Genomic DNA, 6,222 nt, shown 5'->3' on the forward strand with positions numbered 1-6,222 from the left:
AATTATTCTGGTAAATCTTATAAGTTAAATCTTGATAATACCTCGGAAAATAAAAAGGTTATTTCTCTATTAAACGAAATAAATGAAAATGAAAAAACTATTATTTCTTTATTACAAAGAATAATAGAAGATGATAAGCATTAGTCTTGTCTTATCGGTAAAATAATCCAGACTAAATAAACGAGTGACGGTTCTGACTCGTTGTAAAAATAAAAATTGACCGAGCGATGAGGAACAAAAGGGGTTAAAATATTGTAGAAGGTAGTGAGTATTAGTGGATACACTGCAAATAGCAATGAACATTTGCTCTACTTTTGGTGTTTCTGGACTTCTTTTGTTTTTTATTAAAAGGCATTATGATAAGAAGGATGAATCTCTAAAAGAGGGTAAGCAAGAGAGGAAAGAAATTAAAGAAGCAATTGAAAAAATTGCGAAACAGAACGAAGAACAATACCAAATGATTGCTTCTCAAAACGACAAAATAACTTCTTTGTCTAATGATATTAAAGCCTTGAGAGAGCAAGGGAATCAAAATTCACAAGCGGACAGAGATATGCTTAGAGATGCGATGCTAAGGATATATCATAATTGTTATGAGGTCAAAGGTTGGATTTCTGTTAATGACTTAGAAAGTTTTCAACACATGTTTGAGAGCTACACAGCTCTGCACGGTAATGGAATGATACCATCTGTTCGTGAAAAAATTTTAAGTCTACCGACTATTCCACCTGAGAATAAATCTTGAACATTTCATTAAATTATAAAATCACTTTTAACAAATAGGTGATTATTATGACAGTAAATGAATCGAAATTTATTATTCAGAAATTAATCAAATATTCTATGGAAGAACTTGAAATGGCAGAACATTATCAAAAAATGATGGCTCACATGGAAGATTCTTCTGCGTTCTCTAAATTTAAAGAATTTGCGAACCAAGAACTTGCTCACCATGAGTACGATTTTTCAATGGCAATGTCTATGGCACAGAAACTAAAAGATAACGGTGATATTGCAGATGTTGACGAGATGATTAGTAACATCTATAAAGATAATGAGACAGATTGGAAGGACAAAATTGTCTGGAAAATTGCCAACACTAAGCTAAAAACTTCTCGTTAAATTATGATGCTAGGTATAGAGACTAGATGTCGTTAAACAGCGACGATAAATGTTGAAGGTATTGGGATAATACTATGGTATTATACAGTATCTTTGATTTTAAATGTTTATTGCTATGGCAACTATCCATGAGTAGAAATTCTTGTGGATAGTAACGATGGCAATAGTCATCGAATTTGAATTGAAAGGGATTATTTGGAGTGAAAGGAGATAACATGGAAGATAGTCTACTGAAACATAAAGACGAAACCGATAAGGAATATGGTTTGCGTTTAGCTATGAATAAAGATATCTACGGTATTAGCTGGACTAGGATTTGTGACCTTATGTTCGAAGCTACTGGCGTTAGAAAAGACGAAAGTGCATATCGTAAATATTATATGGCGTTCATTGACGGAATGGATTATCAAAAAAATAAAGACCCGTCTGAACAAATGGACGAGTTAATGAATAAAGAACTAGATGTAAAACTAGAAACTGTTAAAATGCGTGATTATAGAGTAGCACTTAACCGTGATGTTAATAAGATTGCTCGTTTTGATATGCTCAAACAGGACATATCTGATTATGTTATCAAAAACCATTTGGAATTTAATGATAATAGAAGTAACTTTTCATCAACCGAGAAGAGCGCTATTTTATGCTTGTCTGATTTCCATTATGGTATGGTAACTGATAATTATCTTAATAAATATAATCCTGAAATCTTCCATGAGCGCATGACCAAACTTTTTGACGCAGTTGTTAAGAAGATTTATTCTGAAAAGATTGGTACTCTGTATGTTATTAATTTAAACGATGCTATTTCTGGATATATTCATAATACTATTCGGATTGAGAATCGTAAGAATGTTATTGAACAGGTGATGGAAGTTTCTAATGCTTTGGCAGAGTTTCTAAATGAGCTTTCTCAACATTGTAATATTGAATATTATTCTGTTATTGATAATCATTCTCGTTGTATGGCTAATAAATATGATAGCTTGCAAAATGAAAATTTTTCTCTTCTTGTTGACTGGTATCTAAAGGCCGCTTTGCGCTATGTGCATAATATTCATATTAATAAGAACGAATTTGATAATGATATTTTAACATTTAGTATTTATAACTGGAATTATCTAGGCTCTCATGGAGATAAAGATAGTATTCATGATATAGTTCAGAATATGACGCTTTTAACCCATAAGTTCTATGATGCAATGTTTATTGCACATAAACACCATGTAGAGTCTAAAGAAGTTGATGGAACTATGGTTTTTATGAATGGTTCTCTTTGCGGCACAGATAATTATGCCAAGTCTTTGCGTATTACTTCTCACCCTTCCCAGACTATGTATATTGTCACTCCTGATAATCCCTATGAATCTATAAATATTATCCGTTTGGATTAATGAGGTGATTACATGGCTATTGCTAAAAAGGGAAAACAAATCGGAGAAGAGACGAAAAAGAAACTGATTTGCATTAGTTGTGGCTGTGGAGTTCAAAATAATTTCAATGCCACGAAAGATGAATATCATAAGTTCTTTAATAAGATACCATATTGTAAGGATTGTGTCAAGTCTATTTATAAAGGATACTTGGTAAAATACAATGGCAATACAAACCTCGCTATTTATTTTACTTGTAGAAAAATTGATATTCCGTACATTCATCAAGCATATTTGGCGGCTATGAAAGAATCTCAGAATGAAAACTCTGTGTTAAATGGAGAAGAAAACCTATTACCAATTTATCTAAAGAATCTTGCATTCGCAGATAAAAATGGCTGGGGTTCGAGTTTTGACGATTCTCAAGGCGAAAATAATATCGAAGGTCTTAGTAACTACGATGTTTATACAAAGATTAAGCGTCCTAAGAAAGTTGCTGGTGAACTTGGAGATGATGATAATTACGAAGATATTGAATTTAGCACGGCATACTTACAAAGTGTTTGGGGAAGATTCGATAATGATGACCTAGCATATCTTCAAAATGAATATATGGATTGGGAATCTAAACTAGGTCAAATTGACACTAAAGATATTGATATTATTGTTAGACAGATTTGTTATCAAACTCTTGATATTAATAAAGCTCGTGAAAATGGTGAAGATGTTACAAAGAAACTAAACGCTCTAACTTCACTTATGAATAATGGTGGCTTACTTGAAAAACAAAATAGAGCCGTGCAAAATTCTAAGTGCGTTGGTCAACGTATTGAAGACATTGAAACATTTAGACCTGTTAAGAAAGCCGACCCTGAATTAGCAGATGTAGATAATGTTAATTTGTTATTTGATGCGTTTGCTGGTTGTACTGCAAGGGCTTTGGGTAAAAATAATAAATATGTTGAAAAATTTGAAAAGGAGTTTGAACCTTGGAGTATTGATATAATTGAAAAGGGCAAAGCTCAACTTCTTGGAACGGAGAGTGATGAAGAATGTCAGAGTCAGACAAAATCACAATCCGAAGACTAAAGAAAAAACGCGCCACACTTCAAGAGCAATACAATGAAAATTTTGAAGCATGGGTTGGGTATTGGAGAGCGAACCCTCAAAGATTTATTACTGAATATCTAGGTTTGCCGTTGTATGATTTTCAAAAAGTTCTAATTTGGGAAATGAATAATACTGCAAACTATATATTTATAGGGAGTAGAGGAATTGCTAGTCGATATAATTAAATGTATTAAAGGAGTATTTAATGTATAAAGATTCTTTTAATGAAAATTACTTTGAAACCATTGATTGTGAACATAAAGCGTATTGGCTTGGATTTTTTAATGGCTGATGGTTGTATTCTGGATGAAATTTTATCAGATGGAACTAGAAAACTGAGAACAATCCAGATAAATGTGTCTTTGTGTGACATTGAAATAGTAGAGAATTTCATGAAAGATATTGAACTAAATAAACAAATTAAGTATAGTTCTAGAACATCAATACATGATGAGAAATTAGAGTATTGTAAAATAACCGCTGGCTCTTCTAAAATGTGTAATGATTTAATCTATCACGGTTGTACTCCTAAGAAGAGCTTAACTCTAAAATTTCCAAATACAATTCCGAATAATATGGTTCGCCATTTTGTTAGAGGATATTTTGATGGAGATGGAAGTGTGTGGTATTCTGAAAGAATGCAACTCAAGAAGGGAAGAAATAAACCAACACTTCAAAAGAACTTTAGAGGTGTATTTCAAGGAATTGTTGATTTTCTAACAGTATTAAAAAATATTCTTGAAAATAATAATATGAGCATCGGGAATATTAGAAAAGGTCATGGAAATGTTTTTACATTTGAATTTGGCGCAAGACAGACTATGATAAATTTCTATCACTATCTTTATGACGATGCAACTGTTTATTTAGGAAGAAAACATCGGAAGTTTATTGATACATTTAATTATTTAGACATGGCCTACTAATTGGAGACAGTTAGATAGAATCGGGTAAAATCGGTAAAGGTCTTACATTAAGAAAATACCGAGACAATCAATTAAATTGCGAAAGGTTGATTGACGTTGTAACGCATAGGAATTGAATAAATATAATATTCCCAAGAGTACCCGACAACTTATATAGTTGATAATATATGCTAAACTTATAAGTGATTATAAGATTTAAAAGATAAAAAACTTTTAAGATAATAAATTGAAATCCTCTCTCACCCTAGATTTCTGTTGTCAAATGGCTATTCTTTATCCCGGTCTCAAAATCCTTGTTGTTTGTCCTGTTAAATCGCAGAGTAAACAATTCGTTAAGAAGATTTATGAATATATGCGAATGAGTAAGAACTTAGAACAGGAAATCAAAGTTGATGAGATTAAGATTGGCGTTAATGAATGTCAGATTCCGTTCAAAAATGGTTCTGTAATTTTTACAGCAACCTACAGTGAAAACGCATTGGGTAAAATTTAGTTTATATATTTCAGACTTATTATATGATTAAATCTTATTGTTATAGGAGGAAAGTGTAATGGGTATAGATACTTATACAGAAAAAGAAATTAAATTTTTAAAATCTAATTATCAAAATATGACTATCGAAGAGATAGCGAAAGCTCTTGGAAAGACCTATAGTTGTGTCTTTTCTATGGCGAGAAAACTCGGTTTAAGCAAAACTGGGTGTAAAAACAATAAATGGTCAGAAGAAGAAATATCATTTATAAAAGAACATTATCGAGATATGACTACGAATGAAATCGCAGAATTTCTTAATAGAAGTCCAAAAGCTGTTCATGTTAAAAAATCAAGGCTTGGCTTAAAGAATGAACCAATTTATTCTTATGATAGGAATAAATTTGCAAAGATTCTTACAGAGGAAGATGCTTATTGGCTTGGTTTTTTGTATGCTGACGGATATGTTTGTCATACAGAGCACAGTTGGTGGTATGGGGTTGAGTTACAATATAAAGATATTGGGCATTTGAAGAAACTTAATAAATATATGAATGGAAATATGCACATTGATATATTTTATCATAAATCCCCTACGTCTGACAATATTTGCAAAGGGTGTAAACTTGCATACTATTCAAAGCAGCTGTTTCTTAACCTTGTAAATTGCGGATGCATACAAAGAAAGTCTAAAATTATAACAATGCCATTTGGAATTGTGCCAGATGAATTAATGAGACACTTTATTAGAGGGTATTTCGATGGAGATGGTAGCTGTGGTATATACCAACACTCTGAAAGAAAACATCTTAGGTATCCAAGAGCTAAGATTACCTGTGGCTCACACGACTTTGTTAATCAACTAAAAGAATATCTCAATAATGTCGATATTAGATGCGGTATTATCACGTCTAAAGAAGAAAACTACGATATGTTCTTTAGTGGCAAAGATAATGTAGTTAATTTTTTAAAGTATATGTACGATGACTCGCATATATGCTTAGATAGAAAGTATGAAATATATAAACAATGCCTAGACATACAGTAATGTATGTTATTTTATCGGAGAAGAAAACTGGAAGGCTGAAACGCTAATCAGAGTGGAAGGCTATAAATAATATTATAGTCACACGCAACGCATAGGAACTGAACCTAGAGATAGAATATAATGTTCCCAAGAGGCTCCGACTCCTAATTAAATTTAGGATGAAAAGATATGCTG

General features: G+C 32.0%; 6 protein-coding genes. All 6 read left to right on the forward strand.

Going from position 1 to position 6,222, the window contains the following annotated elements; all coding sequences use genetic code 11:
* Positions 1-274 precede the first annotated feature (274 nt).
* The 6 genes from B2S90_RS08825 (at position 275) to B2S90_RS08850 (ending at position 6,048) form a co-directional block, all read left to right on the forward strand.
* Complete coding sequence (locus tag B2S90_RS08825) at positions 275-745, forward strand: hypothetical protein (RefSeq protein WP_286696909.1); 471 nt, start codon at positions 275-277, stop codon at positions 743-745.
* 47 nt (positions 746-792) lie between these two features.
* Positions 793-1,122, forward strand: a complete 330-nt coding sequence (locus tag B2S90_RS08830; RefSeq protein ID WP_286696910.1) for a hypothetical protein — start codon at positions 793-795, stop codon at positions 1,120-1,122.
* A 215-nt stretch (positions 1,123-1,337) separates the two neighbouring features.
* Positions 1,338-2,513, forward strand: a complete 1,176-nt coding sequence (locus tag B2S90_RS08835) for a hypothetical protein (RefSeq protein ID WP_286696911.1) — start codon at positions 1,338-1,340, stop codon at positions 2,511-2,513.
* Positions 2,514-2,525: 12 nt separating this feature from the next.
* Positions 2,526-3,581: a hypothetical protein gene (locus tag B2S90_RS08840; RefSeq protein ID WP_286696912.1), complete on the forward strand. Its 1,056-nt coding sequence runs from the start codon at positions 2,526-2,528 to the stop codon at positions 3,579-3,581.
* 245 nt (positions 3,582-3,826) lie between these two features.
* Positions 3,827-4,528 carry a hypothetical protein gene (locus B2S90_RS08845; RefSeq protein ID WP_286696913.1) on the forward strand — a complete coding sequence of 234 codons (702 nt, stop codon included), beginning with the start codon at positions 3,827-3,829 and terminating at the stop codon, positions 4,526-4,528.
* 551 nt (positions 4,529-5,079) lie between these two features.
* Positions 5,080-6,048, forward strand: coding sequence for an LAGLIDADG family homing endonuclease (locus B2S90_RS08850; protein WP_286696914.1), 969 nt, complete (start codon positions 5,080-5,082; stop codon positions 6,046-6,048).
* The last annotated feature ends 174 nt before the right edge of the window (positions 6,049-6,222 follow it).

The sequence above is a fragment of the Catenibacterium sp. UBA627 genome, assembly GCF_002299355.1.
Taxonomy (GTDB): domain Bacteria; phylum Bacillota_I; class Bacilli_A; order Erysipelotrichales; family Coprobacillaceae; genus Catenibacterium; species Catenibacterium mitsuoka.